At 42.0% G+C, this 22,665-nt stretch carries 13 protein-coding genes and 2 tRNA genes; 9 read left to right on the forward strand and 6 right to left on the reverse strand.

The annotated features are described in order from the left end of the window. The first annotated feature begins 72 nt into the window (after positions 1 to 72). Complete coding sequence (locus tag SD427_RS04890) at positions 73 to 2,940, forward strand: M16 family metallopeptidase (RefSeq protein WP_320560165.1); 2,868 nt, start codon at positions 73 to 75, stop codon at positions 2,938 to 2,940. A gap of 62 nt (positions 2,941 to 3,002) precedes the next feature. Here SD427_RS04890 and SD427_RS04895 read toward each other — a convergent pair whose 3' ends face one another. The 4 genes from SD427_RS04895 to ligA all read right to left on the reverse strand — a co-directional run bounded on the left by SD427_RS04895 (position 3,003) and on the right by ligA (position 10,684). Beyond that, positions 3,003 to 5,141 carry a S46 family peptidase gene (locus tag SD427_RS04895; RefSeq protein ID WP_320560166.1) on the reverse strand — a complete coding sequence of 713 codons (2,139 nt, stop codon included), beginning with the start codon at positions 5,139 to 5,141 and terminating at the stop codon, positions 3,003 to 3,005. A gap of 368 nt (positions 5,142 to 5,509) precedes the next feature. After that, on the reverse strand, positions 5,510 to 6,154 hold the full coding sequence (locus tag SD427_RS04900) for an MgtC/SapB family protein (protein ID WP_320560167.1): 645 nt from the start codon (positions 6,152 to 6,154) through the stop codon (positions 5,510 to 5,512). A gap of 136 nt (positions 6,155 to 6,290) precedes the next feature. Next, a complete protein-coding gene (locus SD427_RS04905) occupies positions 6,291 to 8,579 on the reverse strand; it encodes a leucine-rich repeat domain-containing protein (RefSeq protein ID WP_320560168.1) in 2,289 nt (762 codons plus the stop codon). Between the two features lie 98 nt (positions 8,580 to 8,677). Continuing rightward, entirely contained in the window at positions 8,678 to 10,684 is a 2,007-nt protein-coding gene (gene ligA / locus SD427_RS04910) for an NAD-dependent DNA ligase LigA (protein ID WP_320560169.1), read from the reverse strand. Between the two features lie 223 nt (positions 10,685 to 10,907). Between ligA and SD427_RS04915 the strand changes: the two genes are divergently transcribed. From SD427_RS04915 to SD427_RS04950, 8 genes are all read left to right on the forward strand, one after another. Next, the gene (locus tag SD427_RS04915) at positions 10,908 to 11,654 is read left to right on the forward strand and encodes a glycerophosphodiester phosphodiesterase (protein ID WP_320560170.1); all 747 of its coding nucleotides are present in this window, start codon (positions 10,908 to 10,910) and stop codon (positions 11,652 to 11,654) included. Between the two features lie 327 nt (positions 11,655 to 11,981). After that, positions 11,982 to 14,957, forward strand: a complete 2,976-nt coding sequence (locus tag SD427_RS04920) for a SusC/RagA family TonB-linked outer membrane protein (RefSeq protein WP_320560171.1) — start codon at positions 11,982 to 11,984, stop codon at positions 14,955 to 14,957. A gap of 11 nt (positions 14,958 to 14,968) precedes the next feature. Next, positions 14,969 to 16,420, forward strand: a complete 1,452-nt coding sequence (locus SD427_RS04925; protein WP_320560172.1) for a SusD/RagB family nutrient-binding outer membrane lipoprotein — start codon at positions 14,969 to 14,971, stop codon at positions 16,418 to 16,420. A 31-nt stretch (positions 16,421 to 16,451) separates the two neighbouring features. Further along, positions 16,452 to 18,035 carry a calcineurin-like phosphoesterase family protein gene (locus tag SD427_RS04930; RefSeq protein WP_320560173.1) on the forward strand — a complete coding sequence of 528 codons (1,584 nt, stop codon included), beginning with the start codon at positions 16,452 to 16,454 and terminating at the stop codon, positions 18,033 to 18,035. Positions 18,036 to 18,342: 307 nt separating this feature from the next. Next, entirely contained in the window at positions 18,343 to 19,056 is a 714-nt protein-coding gene (locus tag SD427_RS04935; protein WP_320560174.1) for a 3-ketoacyl-ACP reductase, read from the forward strand. Positions 19,057 to 19,321: 265 nt separating this feature from the next. Further along, on the forward strand, positions 19,322 to 20,149 hold the full coding sequence (gene prmA, locus SD427_RS04940) for a 50S ribosomal protein L11 methyltransferase (protein WP_320560175.1): 828 nt from the start codon (positions 19,322 to 19,324) through the stop codon (positions 20,147 to 20,149). 4 nt (positions 20,150 to 20,153) lie between these two features. Then, positions 20,154 to 20,999, forward strand: a complete 846-nt coding sequence (locus tag SD427_RS04945) for an SH3 domain-containing protein (protein ID WP_320560176.1) — start codon at positions 20,154 to 20,156, stop codon at positions 20,997 to 20,999. 205 nt (positions 21,000 to 21,204) lie between these two features. After that, positions 21,205 to 22,053, forward strand: coding sequence for a GNAT family N-acetyltransferase (locus tag SD427_RS04950; RefSeq protein ID WP_320560177.1), 849 nt, complete (start codon positions 21,205 to 21,207; stop codon positions 22,051 to 22,053). 194 nt (positions 22,054 to 22,247) lie between these two features. On the opposite strand, the gene SD427_RS04955 is transcribed toward SD427_RS04950, so the two are convergent. Both SD427_RS04955 and SD427_RS04960 read right to left on the reverse strand, forming a co-directional pair. Next, a tRNA-Arg gene (locus SD427_RS04955) sits at positions 22,248 to 22,321 on the reverse strand. Positions 22,322 to 22,353: 32 nt separating this feature from the next. Then, positions 22,354 to 22,428 (reverse strand) — tRNA-Pro (locus SD427_RS04960). Positions 22,429 to 22,665 lie beyond the last annotated feature (237 nt).

Raw genomic sequence — 22,665 nt, forward strand, 5'->3', positions numbered from 1 at the left:
AACAATGACGGTTCTCTTATGATTGCTTACATTTGTATACCTCAGGTTTCTGAGTACAATGAAATGATAATTATGACGAAAAAAAAATACCAGGAAACGGTCCATACTGATCCCAATACCTACGAATATATCACTGTCACCAATGACGAAAACCAGGTAAGAATCTACACCCTTAAAAACGGACTGAAGGTTTTTCTTGCCCGGAATTCTGATGCTCCCAGGATCCAGACTTATATTCCGGTCAGAACGGGAAGCAATAATGATCCTGTTGACAATACCGGGCTTGCCCATTACCTGGAACATATGATGTTTAAAGGGACTTCCCGAATCGGGACCCAGGACTGGGAAAAGGAAAAAGTGCTGCTGAACCGAATTTCAGACCTGTACGAACAGCACAAAGCGGAACCGGATGCTTCAAAAAAAAGAGACATTTACAAGAAAATAGACGACATTTCCCAGGAAGCCAGCCAATATGCCATCGCCAATGAATATGATAAGGTGATTTCTTCTCTGGGTGCCTCCGGGACCAATGCCCACACGTGGTTCGATGAAACGGTCTATAAAAACAACATCCCGAACAACGAACTGGAAAAATGGCTGAAAATTGAAAAGGAAAGATTTTCAGAACTGGTTCTCCGGCTTTTCCACACGGAGCTGGAATCGGTATACGAAGAATTCAACCGTGCCCAGGATAATGATTCAAGACTTGTACAGTACGAAATGATGGATGCTTTGTTCCCGAACCATCCGAACGGCCAGCAGACGACCTTAGGAAAAGCAGAACACCTGAAAAACCCTTCCATGAAGGCCATCCACAAGTATTTCGATGATTACTATGTTCCCAACAACTTTGCTGTGGTTCTGGTAGGCGACCTTGATTTTGATAACACGGTTCAGCTTGTGGATCAGTATTTCGGGATGCTTCCCTATAAAGAGCTTCCGGAAAAAACACCGGTCAAGGAGGAGCCGATTACTGAAATTATAAAAAGAACCGTAAAAACCCCTACGACCCCAAGAATCCAATTGGCCTGGAGAACCGAAAGTTACGGAACCCGCGAAGCCATGCTTGCCGATATTGCTGCCAACATTTTGAGTAACAGGGGAGAGGCCGGACTGCTGGACCTGCATATCAACCAGACCCAAAAGATGCTTTGGGCGCAGGCCTATTCGGTAGGCCTGAAAGAATACGGATATTTTTCCGTTGTAGCAGTCCCTAAAGAAAGCCAGACATTGGAAGAAGCGGAGGATATGGTCATGAAAGAAATTGAACGGCTGAAAAACGGCGATTTCCCGGACTGGATGATCCCTGCCATCATCAATGACTTTAAACTGCAGAGAATGAAATCCCTGGAAACTGCGGACGGACTGGCTACCAATCTTTACGATACCTACATTAAAGGCAGAACCTGGGAAGAGGAACTGAATGAAATGGATGAATATGAGCAGTTTACCAAAGACGCTCTGGTGGCTTTTGCCCGGGAATTTTTCAGGGATAATTACGTAGCGGTATATAAGGAAAAAGGAATTAATGACCAGCTGTTGCGCGTGGACAACCCGGGAATTACGCCCATAAAAATCAACCGCGAAGCACAGTCTGATTTCCTGAAGGTGATCCTGGCTGAAAAGACAGCCGATATCCAGCCTGAGTTTATTGACTATGAAAAGGAAGTGCAGAGAGCAACCATTAAAGGAAAGCCGGTAAGCTTTGTTAAGAATAAGTACAATGACCTGGCCCAGGTCCATTTCATATTTCCTATGGGGAGCGACAACAACAAAAATCTGGTAATGGCTACGCAGCTTCTGCAGTATCTGGGGACTGAACAGTACTCACCTGAAGACCTGAAAAACGAGTTCTTTAAGATCGGCGTCAGCAATGATTTTAAAACGACCAGCGACCAGCTCCTGATTACCCTGAACGGCCTGGAAGAGCATATGGAACAGGGAATCAGGCTGCTGCAGCACTGGATGCAGCAGGTAAAGCCTGACCGGGAAATTTATGAGCAGTTTGTGGAAAACGTCCTGGAAAACCGGGCCGCTGTAAAGAAAGACAAAAACCGGATCATGACTGCACTGACCAATTATACCAAGTTAGGTGCATTTTCAAGGTTTACTGATATTATCTCCAAAGAGGAACTGGAAAGCAGCAGCCCCGAAATGTTTACCGACACCATAAAAACTTTATTCGGATACCCTTACCAGCTCTTTTTCTACGGAAAGGATTTTGAACATTTCAAAACTTATATTCCGGATTATATTGAGCAGGAAAGCCTTCAGATTCCTGAACCGAGGCTGTATCCCGAACCGGAAACTGCCGGGAATGTTTATTTCACCGATTATGATATGGTGCAGATGGAAATGAGCAAAGTGGGACGCGGAAATGAAGTGAATACAGGCAATTTCGGAAAAATCAATGTTTTCAATGAATATTTCGGAAGAGGGCTTTCATCCATTGTTTTCCAGGAAATCCGTGAAAGCAAAAGCCTTGCCTATTCTGCCTATGTTTCATATGCACCGAATGCCGAACTGGGGCACCACGATTATATCACTACCTATATCGGGACCCAGCCGGACAAACTTCAGATCGCTGTAGATACGATGGCTGAACTGATGGCTGAACTGCCGGATGTGCCCGCTCAGTTTGAGAATGCCCGGAGTGCGGCCCTGAAGCAGATCGCTTCTACCCGCATTACCAGAACCAATATTTTCTTCAATACTTTACGGCTGAAAAAACTGGGGATTGCCTATGATTTCAGAAAGGATATTTATGAACAGATCAGGAACCTGAAGTTTGAAGACCTGAAAACGTTTTACAATACGGAAATAATGCCTGTAAATTTCAATACCGCCATTATCGGGAAACGGGAGAACCTCAACCGGGAAGCTGCCGGGAAGCTGGGGACTTTCAAGGAAGTCAGCCTGGAAGATATTTTCGGCTATTAATAAAAAGCTTCGGCCGCTCCAAAGGAGCGGCCGAAGCTTTTTATTAAGTAAGTAAGATGAGGTTATTTTACTACTTTCATCTCATCGATCAGCCATTTGGAATCGGCAAACTTATCAATAATGAACAGGATGTATTTTGTGTCCACCATGATGTTCCTGCTGAAGCGCGGGTCATAATTGATGTCGCTCATCGTTCCTTCCCACTGTCTGTCGAAATTTAAGCCTACCAGGTTCCCGTTGGCGTCCAACGCAGGGCTTCCTGAGTTTCCTCCGGTTGTATGGTTGGTGGCGGTAAATCCTACCGGAACATCACCGGTTTTGTCTTTATAGTTTCCGAAATCTTTTTTCTGGTACAGGTCAATCAGCTTTTTCGGAACATCAAACTCATAATCTCCCGGCACATATTTTTCGATTACGCCCGCCAGATGGGTCTGGTAGCTGTAAGATACGGCATCCCTCGGTGAAGAACCTTTCACTTTTCCGTATGTTACCCGCAGGGTAGAATTGGCATCCGGGAAGAATTTGCGGTCTTTATCCGTAACCATCTGCTGGGCCATATAGGTTTTCTGCAGGGCATCTATTTTCGTCTGCAAAGCCGTGAACTGAGGATCCGCTTTCTCCGTATAGGTTTCCTTCATCGTCATGAAAAGCTGGTAAACAGGATCTTTTTTCAGGGTTTTGATCAGTTTGTCCTGGTTGGAAAAAGCTTTGTCGATATCTTTGCTTAAAAATGCTCCGTTGACTTCAGATCTTCCGGATATCACAGAGTTCTTAGAAAGGTCTTCAATCTTCTGAAGGTTCTGTGCTTCATTTTTATACTGATCGAAGCCTGCCGGTAAAAACTGGGGTGCTGTTCTGTTGGCGTACAAGGCCAAAAGCTTGGCTGTTACCTTGGCATCCAGTTCCGGATTGTAGTCTTTATAGAAAGAAGTCAGCCTGCTTTTAAAAGAACTGGTGCTTTTTTCATCTGTCTTTCCTGCTTCTACAGCCGTGATGTAATTGGAGTAGAGGTTAGCCAGGGTAAGCGTTTCCGCATTTCTGAGTACTTCCGTATAATAAGCATTGTTCAGTGCATAAGGTGCCTGGTCACTGTAAAGCTTGTTCAGCTGGTCCAGTGTAATTTTAACCTGGGTATTTTTTGTGCCTAAAGTATTTTCATAAGCCATTTTCTTAGCAACTGCATTGGATTTTTTCAGGCCTTCCACTTCGCCGATCCATTTTTTCCAGTAGTTGGCTACAGAAGCATACTTGGAAGCATACTGGATGCGGGTGGCATCATCAGAACGCATTTTTTCGTCTAAGGTTTTCAGGGCGACGTCCCGCACGGCAATTCTGGCCGGGTCGATCTCTTTCATGATCTTGTCTACCGCAATGGCAGGAAGGTATTCCGTAGTTCTTCCCGGGAACCCGAAAATGAAAGTAAAATCATTTTCATTTTTATCCTTGATGGAAACCGGAAGGTAATGTTTCGGTACGTACGGAACATTGTCTGTGGAATATTCTGCCGGCTTGTTGTTTTTATCGGCATAAATACGGAACATGGAAAAATCTCCCGTATGTCTCGGCCATACCCAGTTGTCCGTATCAGAACCGAACTTCCCGATACTTTGCGGCGGGGCCCCTACAAGGCGGACATCTTTATAGGTTTCAATGGTAAACGCATAAAACTTATTGCCGTAATACATTGATCTTACTGAAACCGACTGATAGGGTTCTGTTTTCTGACTGTTTTTATACACTTCCATATTGGAAGCAATCTTTTTTGAAAGGTCAGGCTCGGTAAGGCGCTCCGTTCCGTCCAGGATCTGAGAAGTAACTTCTTTGATGTCGACAATGAAATCAACGGTTACACCCGGATTCGGTAATTCGCCGGTCATATTTTTAGCCCAGAAACCATTGGTCAGAAGATCATTCTGAACCGTTGAATGATTCTGGATCTGTCCGTATCCGCAATGGTGGTTGGTAAGCAGCAGCCCTTTAGGGGAAATAATCTCAGCCGTGCATCCGCCGTTGAATTGTACCACAGCATCTTTAATACTGGGCTTCTGCGTGTTGAAGATATCTTTTGCAGAGATTTTCATGCCCAGCTCTTTCATTTCTTTTTCATTCAGCTCCGTTGGGATCCACATTCCGCCATATTGCTGGGCAAAGGTCATTACAGCCGGCAAAAGGAATACAGATAGAAGTATCTTTTTGGTCATAATTAAAATTTTGGCCTAATTTACAAAGAAATTGCGAGTTTCAGGGTCTGGGATCTGAGTTTTAGATTCTGTATCGGCTCTAACTGTATCAGAACAGCGGTGATGGCATTCTGGATATTAACTTCAAGTCCCTTCCCTGATCTGGTTATAAGATGAAAGTCTTCACGGTTTTTGATTGAATGTCCATGAAATAGTATAAACCGTGAGAGCCCGTTTGCATTTAGCTGAAAAATAATCTCCCGCAGGTCAAGGCAATTGATCGGGCGGATCTGAATACCAGTAAAAATCTGCTGGATCTGCGAGCATTTATTTTGAAAACAGGATTTAAATATGCTATGGAAAGGTAAAGTATAACTCTTAGACAGGCTCTAAAACTGATAGCTTATGATTTTTTCATCTTCCGCCAGGCTTCTCATCAGTGCTTCATGGCGGGCACTTTTGCCGGTAATCATCCATGAAGTGGTCAAGATTCCTTCTGAATATTGCTGTCTTGAAATGGTAAATTTCAGATGATGCCTTTCAAACAGATTTTTGCAGTAATCCATATCATGATGGTCGGCAACCGTTATCCTGTATTCCCGGATCTTATGCTCTTTATCGATAAGCCTTTCAAAAGAGGTAAGCGAACTTAAAATCAACAATACCAGAAGCGTCCCCAAAACAGCCAGGTACACATAACCTGAACCCACGGCCATCCCGATGGAAGCAGTTGCCCAGATGGTGGTTGCGGTGGTAATCCCGTCGATTTTATTGCCTCCTTTGAAAATGACGCCGGCTCCCAGGAAACCGATTCCGGTGATGATGTTGGCCGCAATCCGGTCCGGATCATCAACGCCAATCTTAATGGAAAGGATGGTAAACAGGCAGGTCCCGAAACAAATTAAAATAAAGGTCCGAAGACCGGCCGATTTATTCCGGTATTCCCGCTCTGCCCCGATCAGCACTCCCAGGATGACGGAAATAAAGATCAGCAGCAGTTCGTTATGAATAGAATTATCATGTAAAAATTCCATTGTTTTCCGTTTAAGTTTATCAGAATAAATGTAAGCAAAAATATATTTTGCTTTTTATGCCTGAAATCATTTTTCAGAGGGTGCAGGCATAAAAAAGGCTGCCTTTTGGCAGCCTGTGATCTATTGGTGTATTGTATTAATCCTTAATAAATTTCTGAATGACCGTTTTATCCTTTGCTGATAATCTGATGATATAGCTGCCTCTGGTAAGATCAGAAACATTGACGGAGTTTCCTTTGACATTTACTGAAGTAACGATTCGTCCTGCGGCATCGTACACTTCCGCTTTTACAATTTCTGTTTTAGACTGAATATACAGAACATCTTTAACGGGATTCGGGTATATCGTAATGTCTTTATTTTCCTTATTGGTTTCAGATGTGGCCAATACATTCTGGACATTAGTTGTATAGGTATTGGTTACAATGGGAGCATTATAGTCAAAATAAATTTTTGCCGTATTGCTGAAGCTGTCTCCAAGGCTTAAAGTAGATTTCGTTTTTATTTTAAACGAGACATATCCGTCATTGGTCGCATTGTTAAAAGGAAGCTGAATGTTTTCAAAGATAAATTCTACAGTATTTCCATTTGTAATTCTCGTTACAAAATTATGACTTCCGTTCATCGCCACCAAACTTGACAAATCGAATTTTGTAGTATCAATTTCATCTTTTACCACAATATTCTGTGCATTTGCAGTTCCCGTATTTTCAAACCGGATCAGGTAGTGAACGTAATCTCCGACTTTTGCCTGGGCAATTGAAGTTCCTTCCAAACAGGTTTTATCATTTGGGTCAAAAGAATTGATAACCGTTTGGTTTAATGTAAGTGTGTTGTCTGCGGGTGTTTCATCAGTTCCTGCATTTATCTGTGCTGTATAATGAAGGATATCGCCACTATTCAATGCAGGAATTTGTGTTGGAGTATTTAACGTAAATGATATGGTGATCTCCCTCGTTTCAAAAGGTGCAAGATTAGTGAAATTCCAGTTTAATAATCCTGTTGATTGTAAATTTGGAACTAACGTTGAGTTTAGATAGTTCATCAAATCATCATTGTAATTAAATATTAAAGTTCCAGATTGAGATATTGTTCCTTTATTGTAGTAAAAGATCTTATATTTAGCTTCAAAGCCAGGTCTTGCTGCATTTATTGGAAGAATTACTATTTCAAGATCATTATGTGTTCCGTTTGCCGCGAAACAGAAATTCTGAGTTATCGGACTTGCTTGTGCTGGAAAATTTACATTTAAACTTGCCGGTGAAATATTGAAATAAGTCGGGTTCTCTAATACAGGTGTAATTGTATGATTACCGGCTTGAACAGGAATTGAATAATTTCCTGAAGCGTTTGCTATAATATTTCCGGAATTAAAGCCATTTGTTATAGAGAATTTCTGAAATGCTTTTATAGGATCACTGATGTCGCAACCATTGTTATTAGAATCATATTTCGTATTTCCTTGTATTGTATAAAAATTTCCTCCGGGAGTGAAAGAACAGTATGAGTTTAATACAACATTAGGCTGATTATAAGAATATACTACCAGTGCATTTATCATTGCCAATTCAAAATCATCAACACATATAAATTTCAAGTTTGGAGTGTTTGAAAAATATGGAGTTGCACTTTGAGCATAATTATTTTTTCCGTTCTTAATATTAAAGTTTACAAGATTAGGATTATTAGAGAAATTAAAATTGTCAAGTTCTGTGAGTTGTCCGGCATCAATTGTAGTAAATAGATTATTATTAATGTATAGATTCGCCAGATTAGGAGCCTCCTCCAGAGAGATTGCTGTAAGCTTATTACTTGTTGCAGAAATATTAAGTAAATTATTATTGTTATTTAAAATTAATGTTGTAATTAAATTATTATTACATTCTAAGGTGACCAGACTTGGAAAATTAGAAATATCCACTGATGTTAATTGATTACCGCTACAAGAGAGAGTTTGCAGATTTGGTGTGTTAGTAAGTGAGAAATTAGTAAGTTGATTATTAGCGATACTTAAATTCTTCAGACTGCTTAAATTCTGAATAGAAAGAGTCGTAAGATTATTATTGGCTATATGTATAACCTGAAGACTGGATAATCCTGTTATTTGAAAACTTGTCAAAGCATTATTAAATGCAGATAAAGATGTAAGATTAGTAAACTGATTAATACCTGTAAGATCAGCAATCATATTACCGGTCTGACCAGGAATAAATAGCTTGGACACATTCAATGCTTCTGAAACCTGAATTTCTTGATCTCCATTTGTATCAATTACAATATTTTGGTTGCTACCGTTGGTTGCTATCCCGTTTGTTGCGTTGGCCAATAGAAGTTTGGCTTTGAAAACAGGGTCAGGAATATTCACAATCTGTGCTTGAAACCCAGCAAACATAATCATACAAATGATTAAGTAAATTTTTCTCATGGTTATTACTCGTTTTATATTTTTAATTTTTGCAAAAATAAGCCATTGAAAGTAAATCCCAATGACTTATTGTATCAATTTATTTTAGTAAAAAAGATTTATTGTTCTTCAATCAGATCCAGAAACTGCTGCTCGTCCAGGACTTCTATAGTCCCGATGCTTTGCGCTTTCTTCAGCTTGCTGCCGGCTTTTTCACCCACTACCAGGTAATTCAGGTTCTTGGAGACCGCTGAAATGTTTTTTCCGCCGTGTTTTTCCACCATATCTTCGGCTGCTTCCCGGGTAAATAATGATAATTTCCCTGTAAACAGAAATGTTTTTCCTTCCAGAACATTGGACAGGACTTCATTTGTACTTTCCCCTTTTTCCAGCTTTACGCCGTATGATTTCAGCCGTTCGATCATTAGAATATTCTCGGAATTGGCAAAGAAATCGACAATGCTCACTGCGATTTTTGTCCCGATGTCTTCCACCTGGCACAGTTCTTCTGCAGTGGCATTAATCAGTTCATCAATAGTCGGGAAGTTTTTTACCAGCTTTTTAGCCACCGTTTCTCCCACATGTTTGATCCCGATTCCGTACAGTACTTTTTCGAACGGGATTTCTTTTGATTTTTCAATCCCTGAAATAATATTCTGTGCTGATTTTTCCGCCATCCTTTCCAGAGGGAGGATCTGTTCTTTGGTCAGGACATAAAAATCGGCAGGGTTTTCAATCAGCCGTTCCCTGTACAGCTGTTCAATGGTTTCGCTTCCCAGGTTTTCAATATTGAGGGCCTTGCGGGATACGTAATGGATCATCCTTCCCACAACCTGAGGCGGACAGTGAAGCTCATTCGGGCAGAAATGAATGGCTTGGTCTTCTATTTTTACCAGTTCAGTCCCGCATTCCGGGCAGATTTTGATGTATTCGATTTCCTTATTTTCCGGATTTCTTTTTTCCGGGTTTACGGCAATAATTTTAGGGATGATCTCGCCGCCTTTTTCCACGTAGACAAAATCATGCTCATGAAGCCCAAGCTTCTTAATGATGTCTTCATTATGCAGCGATGCTCTTTTTACGATGGTCCCGGCCAGTAAAACAGGTTTCAGGTTGGCAACAGGGGTAATGGCTCCGGTTCTTCCTACCTGATAGGAAACACTCAGGAGCTCGGTTTCCACTTTTTCCGCCTTAAATTTATAGGCCATGGCCCAGCGCGGGGATTTTGCCGTATAACCTAGCTGGCGCTGCTGTCTCAAGGAATTGACTTTTAAAACGATGCCGTCTATTTCAAATGGTAAATTATGGCGTTCAAGATCCCAGAAGCTGATAAATTCCTTTACTTCATTCATGGTGGTGCAGAGGCGTGCCTGCCGGGAGGTTGTAAAGCCCCAGGATTTTGCTTTTTCCAGCAGTTCCCAATGGGTTTCTGTCGGGATTTCTTCAGAAATATATTGGTAGAGCACTGAGGAAAGACCCCGTTTCCGGACTTCACCGCTGTCCTGCATTTTTAAGCTCCCACTGGCGGTGTTTCTCGGGTTCATAAAAGGATCAAGGCCGTCTTCTTCACGCTGTTTATTGATCTTGTCGAAATTTTTCCGGGTTAAGTAAATTTCGCCCCGCATAAAAAAGTGCTCCGGGAAATCCCCTTTCAGTTTTAAAGGAACATCCGAAATCGTCCGGACATTGCCTGTAATTTCATCCCCCTGAAAACCGTCTCCGCGTGTAACCGCCTGTGCCAGCTTCCCGTTTTCATAGCGTATGGAAATAGAAGCACCGTCATATTTCAGCTCGGCTACAAATTCTACCGGATCGTTGATGGTTTTGATGATTCTTTTTTCCCAGTCTTCAAGATCATTGAAATCATAAGAATTATCCAGTGAATACATCCTGAATTTATGCTGAATGGTCGGGAAGACTTTGGTAATGCCGCCGCCTACACGTACGGTAGGCGAGTTCTCATCATAAAACTCCGGATGTTTTGCCTCCAGGTCACGCAGCTCTTCAAGCAGCATGTCGAAATCATAATCTGAAATCGAAGGCGCATCCATAAGATAATAGCTTTCATTATGCTGATGAAGCTCTTTGCGCAGGTCTTCTATTTTTTGTTGAATATTTTCGGGCATTGGATTTCTGTCTTTTCAGCAAAAATAATTAAACTCATATCATTAAAAGAATAACGGAATCAAAATATTTCAGCCGAATTAAAATACTGTTAAAACAAATATAGGCGAAGCAACAGGAAGTAATAATATCTTTGCAGTTACTTATAATGAAAAAATATCCCCGCAATTGAATGCGATCTTAGCAAAAGTTGCAGGACTTCATCTTTAATTATCAGATTATATTATGAAAAAAGTTATCTTAGGGTTAGCAGTTTTAAGCACCGTAATCATGAAGGCACAAACCCGGATTATTGCCCACCGAGGCTATTGGCAGACCCAGCCGCCGACTACCGAAAATTCTCTGAAATCACTGGAGAATGCGCAGAAATTGAAGATTTACGGTGCTGAATTCGATGTCAGAATGACGAAAGACGGCGTTTTGGTGGTAAACCATGACGAGCACCATGCGAAAATGGAAATTTCAGAGACTGATTTTAAAGAGCTCAGAAAAGTAAAATTATCAAACGGCGAAGACTTTCCTACACTTAAGGATTATTTAAAAAAGGGGAAAAAGGACGGTTCACTAAAACTTATTGTAGAAATCAAGCCTGATAAAACGAAAGAGAAAGAAGATGAACTGACGGCAAAAACGGTCAGGATGATCAAAGACATGAAGCTGGAATCCCAGAGTGAATTCATTTCTTTCAGCTTAAACATCTGTAAGGAAATCAAAAAGCTGGAGCCTGCTTTCAAAGTACAGTACCTGAAGGGCGAACTTTCTCCACAGCAGGTTAAAAACGAAGGACTGGACGGGATTGATTACCATTACAGTATCTTCCAGAAAAACCCAGACTGGATTGCCGAAGCAACGGCACTGGGATTAATTACCAATGCATGGACGGTAAATGACATCGCCGTATATGAAGAGCTGAAAAAGCAGAAAATAGGGTTTGTAACCACCAATATCCCTGATCAGCTAAAAGACAAATAACAGGAATCCACCAGTTTGAATCAGCCTGTCTCACTGAGACAGGCTGATTTTTTTTGCCTGAATACCAATTATAATGTAACCGCTAATCAATAATGGCATATATAAGGTATCTTATATTTTCTCATAAAAAGACAATAAAAATAGGCATAAAACCGGACGTGTTCATATTAAAAATCCGTAATTGTTTTAACCTGTTATTAACCAAACTTCTATGTTTCTTTGTTAAGCATAAATTCATATTTCGTTTAATAATTATTTAATTAATGTTAAAACCTTGTTAAACCCTTAGTCATAATGTCGTTCTAATTTTGCGCAAACAAAAAGGATATGCGTAAAGAGACACAAAAGCTGTTGATTCTTTCACTGTTAGGATTGGTAAGCGTCAATCTGGCAGCCCAGGAAAAAGCGAAGCGGGATACGATTAAGAATATTGACGAAGTGGTGGTAACAGCTTTGGGGATTAAAAGGCAGGACCGGTCTTTAGGATATGTGGCCGAAACCATTAAATCTGAAGAGTTATTAAGAACGCAGAACAACAACTGGTCCCAGGCGCTGGAAGGAAAAGTGGCCGGACTGAAAATTCAGACTGCCGGAGCAGGCCCGCTCGGAAGTTCCCTTATCAAACTGAGAGGTGACATCTCGATGAACCCGAACGAAAACAATGCCCTTATCGTAGTAGACGGCGTTCCGCTGAACAACAATATCACGGGAACAGGGTTTTCAGCATACGGAGCCGGATCCAAGGCAGACCTGCCTATTGACTACGGAAACGGGATCAACACCATTAATCCTGATGACATTGAATCCATTACCGTTCTTAAAGGTGCTACCGCATCTGCTCTTTACGGTTCCAGAGGGGCAGGGGGAGCCATCATGATCACGACAAAATCCGGAAAAAGCAGAAAAGGTAAAGTACAGGTAAGCTTGAATTCCTATTCAAGCTATGATTCTGTACTGAAATGGCCGGATTACCAGTATGAATACGGACAGGGAACCATGCAGAAAGATACGAAGGGGAATTATTTCTATTCTTACCAGGCTTCAGCAGACGGCGTGAATACAGGTTCTACCAGCAGCGCATTCGGGCCTAAGTTCGCCGGACAGTATTATTTCCAGTATGATCCCGCCACCCAGGGACAAAGTGCAACAAGGCAGCTGTGGCAGCCTTACCGGGATAACATCAAAGGGTTTTGGGAAACCGGAACTACTTTTTCCAATAACATCGCCGTAGAAGCGTCTAACGAAAATACATCATTCAGGTCATCTTTAACCTATTTAATGAACGAATGGATGATGCCCAATACAGGTTTCGACAGGTTTACCGCTGCTTTTTCAGTAGACCATAAACTAAGCGAGAAACTGAAGATCGGGATTAAATTAAATTACAGCAAAACAAAGAGTGACAACCTGCCGGCGACGGGATACAGCAACCAGTCTATTTCCTATTTCATGATTTTCCAGAATCCGAATGTGGATCTGTCATGGTACAGGCCGATCTGGAAAGCCGGACAGGAACAGGTAGACCAGATCCATCCCTTCAGTTCATTTATCGATAATCCTTACCTCATCGCTTACGAAATGCTGAATGGGGTCGATAAAAATTTCATCACCGGAAATGTAAACCTCAATTATAAAATTACAAAGGACCTTGACGTAATGGTGAGGTCAGGAATGGAGCTTAACAACGAACTGCGTACCCAGAAAAGGCCGTGGAGCTCTGCCAATTATCTTCAGGGGATGTACAGGGAGCAGCATATCAGGTTAATGGATCTGAATAATGATGTCCTGTTCACCTATAAAAACCAGTTCAATGATTTTGATTTCAGTGTTTCAGCCGGAGGGAATATCCGCTATACTGAATATGTGATGAATGATTATCTGGCAGAAGGATTACTGAAGCCGGGCGTATACACCATGCCCAACGGAATTGCAAATATTTCAAAATTTGCAAGGCCTAATGATAAGCAGGTAAACAGTGCCTATGGCCTGGCTACTTTAAGCTATAAAAACAAAATATTCCTTGACCTTACGGCAAGAAACGACTGGAGCAGCACGCTCCCGAAAGAAAACCGTTCCTATTTCTACCCTTCAGCATCAACGTCATTCATTCTCTCAGATATTTTCAAACTGACCTCGGACCGGTTTAATTACTGGAAACTCAGGGCTTCATGGTCCAGGGTAGGCAATGATACGGATCCGTACCAGCTGATCAAATATTATAACAACAGTGATTTCAACGGATCGGTAGAATCCCCCTCATTATATCCGAATCCAAACCTGAGGCCTAATATGATTACCAGTAAAGAGGCAGGGATGGAGTTCAGTATTCTTAAAAACAGGATCAGTTATACCGTCACGGCTTATCAGAACAACTCCAAAGATCAGATCGTAAGGGTACCTGTACTTTGGGAAACAGGTTACAGTACCCGTGTGATCAACACCGGAGAAGTAAGGAACAGAGGGCTTGAAATGACGTTGAACACCTATCCTGTTAAGAACAAGAATTTTTCATGGAGCGTTAATGCCAACTGGTCCCTGAACCGGAATAAGATACTTTCCCTTCCTGCGGAATTCAACGGCGAGCCTTATACGATGGGAAGTGTAGGCGGAGTGGTATACTTCAATGCATTTGTAGGAGGCTCATTGGGAGATATGTACGGATACGGGCTGATGTATTCACCTGACGGACAGGTAATCTTCAATGCCAATGACGGGTTGACGGCAAAGCCGACACAGATGAAGAAAATAGGGAACGCCTACCCGGAATGGAGGGCAGGGATCCAGAACGAATTCAGATACAAAGGCATTACGGTAAGCTTCTCTTTTGACGGGCAGTACAAAGGGATGGCCTACTCACAGTCGCACCACAAAATGTCGGAGCAGGGAAAACTGGGGCATACCTTATACGGAAGGGAAAATCCCGGAGGCTTAATTGTCGGAAATGGGGTAGTGCAGAATCCAGACGGCTCATTCTCTCCCAATACCAAAGGAATCCTGGTATCGGCTTACTATGCAGATTATTACAGGAGGGCAAATGTAGAAACCAATACATTTGATACTTCTTTCATCAAACTGAGGGATGCAAGGATTTCCTACACTTTCCCGAAAAGCATAACCGAACAGCTTAAAATAACAGATCTTACACTGGCCTTGTTCGGGAGGAACCTCTGGATGTGGACCAAATTCCCGCTCTTTGATCCGGAAGCAGCCACATTGAATGACAGCCAGATCACTCCGGGAGTGGAAGTAGGGCAGCTACCGACGGCAAGAACGGTAGGTATTCAGCTTAATGTTAAATTCTAAAACGTAAAATCATGAAAAAAGTACTTGTAAATACATTATTAATCGCCGGGCTGTCCTTGGTTCCGGTTTCGTGCAGCAGAAGTTTAGATGAGGTAAACTCGGATACCAGCAGGATCAGTGAGCCGGTAGCGTCAAAATTACTGGTTCCGGTACAGTACAATATGTCGGCGGTAAATTACATGAGAGCCAATGATTTCACCTTTGATATCATGCAGGTTTCTCTTGACTTTCCTAATGAAGGAAATACCCTGAGCCGGTATAATATCACGGAAAATACCGGGGCTGGCTTCTGGAACAACAGCTACAAATGGCTTAAGCAGGTAAAAGACATGAAGTTTGCCGCTGACCGGGACAATGACCCGAACTACCTGGCAATCTCAATGGTGCTTAATGCGTGGATTTATTCCAACCTTACCGATACCTACGGTGACGTTCCGTTTTCTGAAGCATCAAGCCTGGATGAAGGCATGACCCAGCCGAAATTTGACAGGCAGAAAGACATTTACGTTAAATTGCTGGATGATTTAAAAACGGCAAATTCCCTCTTCGTGACCACGAAAACCCTTAGCGGGACAGATATTTTTTACAAATCCGAAAGCGATGCCAACGGGATTGTCAACTGGAAAAAGTTCTGTAACTCACTTTCTTTACGGTTGCTGACCAGGATTTTAAGCAGGAACGGGGAGGTTAAGGTGCATGAGAGGATCAATGAGATCATCAGCAATCCTACGATTTACCCGATCTTCCAAAGCAATGCAGAAACCGCAAAGGTAAACGTAACAGGTGTGGCACCTCTTCTTCCACCGATCACAAGGCCGCAGGATTTCACAACGGGAAGGGCTGCCTCAACATTTTTTGTGGAAACTTTGAAAGCCAACAATGACCCGAGAATGGCGATGTTTTTCGGCCAGGCGAAAAGTATCCCGGCCAATGCGAATATCGGGTATAAAGGGGCTCCTTCAGGCTATGCGTACGGAACTGCTTTCAATTACCAGCCGTCCAACATGAACCAGAACCTGGCCAAAGCGCCTTTGAACATCCTGATTTACCCGTATGCGGAGCTGCAGTTTATCCTTTCGGAGCTGGCATTCAAAGGCGTTATTCCCGGAAATGCACAGACGTATTATGAAAACGGCGTAAAGGCAACCATTGAGCAGTGGGGTTCGGTAATGCCTGCCAATTATTTTGCCAATCCCAATGTTGCCTATAACGGGACATTGGAAAGGATCATGATCCAGAAATACATTGCATTGTTCTTTGTAGACCAGCAGCAGTGGTTTGAAAAAAGAAGGACGGGGTTTCCGGTGCTTCCCAATAACGGAGGCCTTTTAAACAACGGGATCATGCCTTCAAGGCTTATGTATCCGCCGAATCCAAGGGTATTAAACACCGGCAATTACCAGGCAGCGGTTCAGCAGATGGGCGGCGACGATATCAACGTAAAAGTCTGGTGGAATAAATAAATAATCAATATTAAAAAATCAAGAAGGAATAATGAATATAAAATTTTTAATGCCGTGCCTGTTAATTTCAGCAATGGCGTTCTCACAGGCTTCCGTTTCAGGGTATGTGTATGAAGACAGCAACAAAAACCAGAAAAAGGAAAACAGGGAAAAAGGAATCGCGGGAGTTGCCGTATCGAACGGGGTCCAGGTTATATTAACCGATAAAAACGGGAGGTACAGCCTTCCGGTTCAGGACGGGCAGACGATTTTTGTGATCAAGCCTTCAGGATACATGACGCCGGTTAATGCAAATAACCTTCCTCAATATTATTATCAGTACAAGCCGAATGGCTCACCGGCAGATTTCAAATACAAAGGAACGGCGCCAACCGGGACGCTCCCTGAAGAACTGAACTTTGCCCTGTATAAACAGAGTGAAAGCAAAAACTTTGATATCCTGGTTTTCGGCGATCCGCAGCCGTACACCGAGAAACAGCTGGATTATTTTAAAAGAGCCATTGTAAGCGAAGTTAAAAATAACAGGAAAAATGCAGTATTGGGAATCAGCCTCGGAGATCTGGTAGGCGACAATCTAAGCCTTCAGAAACCTTATGCAGACGTGATGAAAGAAGTAGGCCTGCCGTGGTACAATGTAATGGGAAACCATGATATGAACTACGATGCCAAAGAAGACCTTCTGTCAGACGAAACCTTTGAGTCTAATTTTGGGCCTGCCAATTATTCTTTCAACTACGGGAATGTCCACTTTATTATTCTGGATGATATCCTGTACCCGGATCCGCGGGACGGAAAAGGATATTGGGGAGGCTTCCGCGAAGACCAGCTGAAATTTATTGAAAACGACCTGAAGCTGGTGGATAAAAGCAAACTGATCGTTGTTTCTTTCCATATCCCGCTGGAGCATAAAAATGAAGATAATTTCAGGAATTCAGACCGCCAGAAACTGTTTGATTATCTGGCTCCGTTCAGGAATGCACTGATGTTATCCGCGCACACCCACATCCAGCAGCAGCTTTTTTACGGGAAAGAAGCAGGGTGGAACGGGTCAAAAGACCTGCATGAATACAACGTGGGAACTACCTGCGGCGACTGGTGGTCCGGAACATCCGATGATTTGGGGCTGCCGACTTCCACCATGAGGGACGGGACTGCAAAAGGATATTCTTTCATCAGTTTTAATGATGACCAGTACAAAGTGAAGTACAAAACTGCCGGGAAACCGGATGACTACCAGATCAACTTATATGTTCCGAAAGCCGTTCCCTATCCCGTAAAAACCTCGGCGAAAATCTTAGCCAATTTCTTTATGGGGAGCGGAAAGGATAAAGTGGAATACAGGATAGACGGCGAAAAGTGGGAAGCCATGCAGTATGATGAAACGGTAGATCCGAGCTTTGCCGTGTCGGTTTTCAAATGGGATACCACGCAGAATATTTTTCCGGGGAGAAGGCCTTCCAACCCGGAAATTTCAAAACACATCTGGACAGGGGATTTTTCCAAAAAACTTTCCCTGGGGAAACACAAAGTTGAGGTAAGGGCTTCGGATATGTACGGAAACCAGTTTACCGCTTCAGAAGAATTTGAGGTTCAGGACCAGATTGTTATTCCTTAAGCTTTTTATTTTTTTACTATACTTTCAATTGAAACCGGTTCTGGAAAGAGCCGGTTTTGTGATGTAAATACAGGCCTTCACAAATAGCAGAGCCTGCTTAAATTAATATCAGAAGATTGCAGCCTGTTAAATATATTCATACTGGTTAAATATCAGGTGCAATAAACATCTATGGATCCTATATATTTTATAAAATTTAAATAGACACTTTAAATAAGTGCGTTTGTGAAAAACATTCGTGTTCATTCAGATTAGAAAAATACCTTTTGTAAATTTGCACCTTAACAAATACATAAACCATAATAAGATGAACATAAGCGGAAAAAATGCCGTAATTACCGGTGGAGGAAGAGGATTGGGAAAAGCTGTGGCATTGGCGCTGGCCAGTGAAGGGGTAAATATCGGGATTACCGGGAGAAATGAAGAGAACCTTAAAATGGCGGCTGATGAAATCCGCAGGTTGGGCGTAAAGGCAGCATATGCCGTTTTCAGTATAGACAATGAAATCCATGTAAAGGCCGGAATAGAATCGCTGGCAGAACAGCTGGGAGGCATTGATATTTTAATCAACAATGCAGGAATCGGTGACTTCGGGTCTATCGAGGAAATGCCTTCGGAAACATGGGAACAGGTCATTAAAACCAATCTTTTCGGAGTATATTATACCGCAAAAGCAGTCCACCCTTTCATGAAAGAAAAAGGCGAAGGCGATATCATCAATGTAGCCTCAACGGCCGGACTGAAAGGCGGACCAAATATGTCAGCGTATGCCGCGTCCAAGGCAGCCGTGGTTTCATTGTCACAATCTATGATGGCGGAATGGAGGAAACAAAATATCCGTGTGGTTACGCTGACCCCGAGTACCATTGCTTCAGACATGTCGATCCAGGGAGGCCTCACAGACGGAGATCCTGAAAAAGTGCTTCAGCCGGAAGATTTTGCAGAATGGGTAAGGGATATCCTGAAAATGAACAGAAGGGCATTAATCGCCAACGGGTCTATTTTCTCTACCAATCCATAAAAATCAGTTTAAAATAATAATCAGAGCGGGCTTCGGTTCGCTTTTTTTTACGGATAATTTTCAGGAGCTGTTTCCAGCTTTCCGCTGCAATCTTTTTTTTCAAAAAAGGATTTCTGTTTCAATCGGGGCTAGGGCTTTGCCGGTATTTACCTGTTTGTCTTTACTAAGAGTGTCATTGCAAAAACTTTACATCAGCTGAATGCGGTTTTAAAACTTATTCCGGAAAATCAAAAAAGTAGTTTTATTTTTGCAGCAAATTATTCACATGCAACATTATTTAGAATTCGATTTCAAAATTTCTCCGCTTCAGCCGTGGAATGAAATCCTGATGGCAGAGCTTATCGAAATAGGTTTCGACAGTTTTACAGAAGAGCTGGAGGGGATCTTAGGGTATATCCAGAAAGACGTATTGAATGAAGAAGAATTAAAAGCGCTTCCCATCTTCCATAATGAAAATGTAAAAATTGAATACACATTTCAGGAAATGCCGAACATCAACTGGAATGAGGAATGGGAAAAGAATTTTGAGCCGATTAATATTGATGATAAAGTCATGATCCGTGCAGAATTCCATGAGTCGGTTCCTGGAATGCACGAAATTATCATACAGCCTAAAATGTCTTTCGGTACGGGGCATCACCCGACGACCCACCTGATGATCCAGCAGATGATGGCTGTTGATTTCAACGGTAAACAGGTCCTGGACATGGGTTGCGGGACTTCCGTGCTGGCCATCTATGCAAAACAGCAGGGTGCCGGCCATACAAAAGCCATTGATATTGATGAATGGTCTGTAGAAAATTCCAGAGAAAATGCAGCAAGAAACAGTGTGGAACTGGATATTGAACAGGGAACCGCCGACAATCTGGGTAAAGAACATTATGATGTTATTCTGGCCAATATCAACCGGAATATCCTGATCTCTGATATTCCAGCCTACGTTAATGTATTGAATGCAGGCGGACAGCTGCTGCTTTCGGGGCTTTGCTTCTTCGATGTGGATGATATACTGGAAGTCTGCAGGGAAAGCGGGCTGAAGCTTAAAAAACAGCTCCAGCGCGAAGAATGGGTAAGCTTGCTTCTTGAAAAATAGGAATATGAAAACGGTACTTATTTTTTTATTTCTATGTATGGCTCAGGCTTTTTCCGCACAGGAAGAAGAACCTGCCTATGCGAACGGCATTTTTAATTTCGAAGAGAATAAGCCTCAGAAAATATTTACCGACCAGGCCCGGATCAGGCAGTCTCCCGATGTTAAAGGCCAGGTTTCAGATTCTTTACAGTCCAACCAGCAGGTTTTGGTTCTTCACAGGGAAGATGCACTCTTAAAATTAGGCGAAAGGGCTGCGAACTGGTATAAAATATCCTACCAGAAAGATAATCAGACAAAAGAAGGCTATATCTGGGGCGGAAACCTGGCTGTGGGATACAGGAATAAAAACGGACTTGATTTTCTTTTCGGAATCTCCAAAACCGTCGACAAAAAAGATAAGGAGTTTAATCAGGCCTACCCACAGAATATTGCCGGTGTTAAAGTCCTGGAAGGGAATCGGCTGATCGGTGAAGTATCTTTTGATACAGGATCCGGGGAAAGCCTGAATTATGCCGCCTTTACCGTTGAAAGCAGCCATAAGCTTAAAGACGTGGAATTCACATTAAAAGCAACCGTTTCAGGAGAAGCGTGCGGGATTGCAGGGTATGACCAGTACATCTTATTCAATAAAGATAAAAAATTAACCGCACTTCCGCAGCTGATGAATGTAGGTGATGCCGATGCCTATTATCACAATGAAAAACTTATTTTTCCCAATGACAAAGGGGGAATTCCCAACGCTTTTATACTGAAAATGGAAGAAATGGAAAGGGACGATAAAGACAGGGAAAAGAAAAAACATTCCTCAAAAGCCTATCTCTGGGACGGAAATTCTTATAAATTGAAATAAGAAAATTTTAATACAAAATGAAATCACTGTATCTTTACGGTGGTTTTTTAATGATCAATTGAATCCGGGTTAAAAAGGGGAGTAACAATTGCAGAAAATTGCCGGAATTCCGGTGCTGATAAGTAATATAAAATTGTATTCAGCATAGACCTGAAATGTGAAGATTATTGTTCTGATTAATGGTATCTTTCAAACATAATGTTCAATGTTTAATCAACCTGAAACATATAATCCGGCCAACTGTATGAAACACCAGAAGCAAAATAAAACAAATGAAGATTCTCTTTCACGGTCTGAGATAAAATCTGAACAGACCGGTATACCTGATCGTCTTAAGTCAGGCATCGAAGGTCTTTCCGGCTATTCCCTAGATGATGTAAAGGTACATTGCAATTCTCCGCGACCGGAACTATTGAAAGGGCATGCGCATGCGCAGGATAAAGAAATTCAAAAAACAGAAACTGAGCCTGCGGACGTATCGGGTGAACCATTGCATCCAGTTCAGGAAGAACATGCAAAAGTAAACCCTTTCCCTGTATTGGTTACAGACAGACTGATATTAAGGCAATTTCAGGAAACAGATATTGAATCGGTATATTACGGGCTGTCTCACCCTGAGGTAATAAAGCATTATGGCGTACATTATAACAGCTTATCAGCTACTTGGGAACAGATTGCCTGGTTTAAAAAGATAGAAAAAGAAGAGACCGGGATCTGGTGGGCTGTCTGTGACCGCCATCACCATACTTTTCTCGGAGCCGTGGGATTTAATAACTGGAATAAAGAAAACCGGAAGATTGAAATGGGATATTGGCTGCTGCCGGAGTTCTGGGGTTCAGGGATGATAAAGGAAGCAGCACAGCCGGCCTGCAGTTATGCCTTTAAAAACATGCGTGTTCACCGGATCGAAGCTTTTGTGGAAACAGAAAATAAAAACAGCAAAAAGGTATTGAATCAGCTCGATTTTGAATTTGAAGGAACGATGAAGGACTGCGAAATAAAGGATGAACAGTTTATCAGCCTGGAAATCTATGCAAAGCTGAATATTAAATGAAATACACAAGGTGAATTCTTGGTGAAAAGGTAATTTCCTGTTCAGGTTGTTTAAACTTTTTGCTTAGCAACCCCAGATTTTGAAACTGATCCGTAATACCGGTCTGAAAGTTCAGAATGTAAAATATAACAGAAGCGCATAGAAAGAATATCTATAAACAAAAAACTCACAATTTCTTGTGAGTTTTTATACAGTGAGCGCGAAAGGATTCGAACCTTTGACCGTCTGCTTAGAAGGCAGATGCTCTATCCAGCTGAGCTACGCACCCATTACATAATTTTGAGAAAACTATTAAAACAGTCGGGGCGGCAGGATTCGAACCTGCGACCTCCTGGTCCCAAACCAGGCGCGATGACCGGACTACGCTACGCCCCGATTAGGCCATCTTTCAACAAGAATTACCTTGTTTTTTGTGGGTGCAAATATAAGGCAGTTTTCTGAATAATGAAAATAAATTTTCAACAAATTTTAACAATTGTATTTTGAATAGATTTACAATATTAAAAACCAATAGATTAACTTAATCTTAAAATAAAAATAAATTTTAGTTTAACGTGATACTACGGATAGTTATTTTAATACAATTGTAGAGGTGTTAATGAAATCTAATTC

The organism is Chryseobacterium sp. JJR-5R, from assembly GCF_034047335.1.
Taxonomy (GTDB): domain Bacteria; phylum Bacteroidota; class Bacteroidia; order Flavobacteriales; family Weeksellaceae; genus Chryseobacterium.